This is a genomic window from Rhodococcus sp. CX (assembly GCF_015865005.1).
In the GTDB taxonomy this organism is placed as follows: domain Bacteria; phylum Actinomycetota; class Actinomycetes; order Mycobacteriales; family Mycobacteriaceae; genus Rhodococcus.
Genome location: NZ_JADZGH010000202.1, coordinates 27,060 through 27,318, shown reverse-complemented (window position 1 = coordinate 27,318; position 259 = coordinate 27,060). Strand labels below are relative to the sequence as shown.

The window sequence follows — 259 nt, the reverse complement described above, 5'->3', positions numbered from 1 at the left end:
GCCGCGACCACGACATCCTGTTCGTCGTCGACGAGGTGGTCACCGGATTCGGCCGCATCGGTGGATCGTGGTTCGCGTCGTCACGGTTCGATCTGCAGCCCGACATCATGACCACCGCAAAGGGTCTGACGTCCGGCTACCTGCCGATGGGCGCCGTGTTCGTCGCTCCGCGGGTGGCCGAGCCGTTCTTCGCCGGTGGGGTGTGGTGGCGCCACGGCTACACCTACGGCGGACACGCGGGGTCGGCCGCGGCGGCCCT

The 259-nt window shown here is 69.5% G+C and carries 1 protein-coding gene; it reads left to right on the top strand.

All coding sequences use genetic code 11. The features are described from left to right. On the top strand, positions 1 to 259 hold a 259-nt coding region (locus I0Q12_RS21860), incomplete at both ends, for an aminotransferase class III-fold pyridoxal phosphate-dependent enzyme (RefSeq protein WP_197254709.1).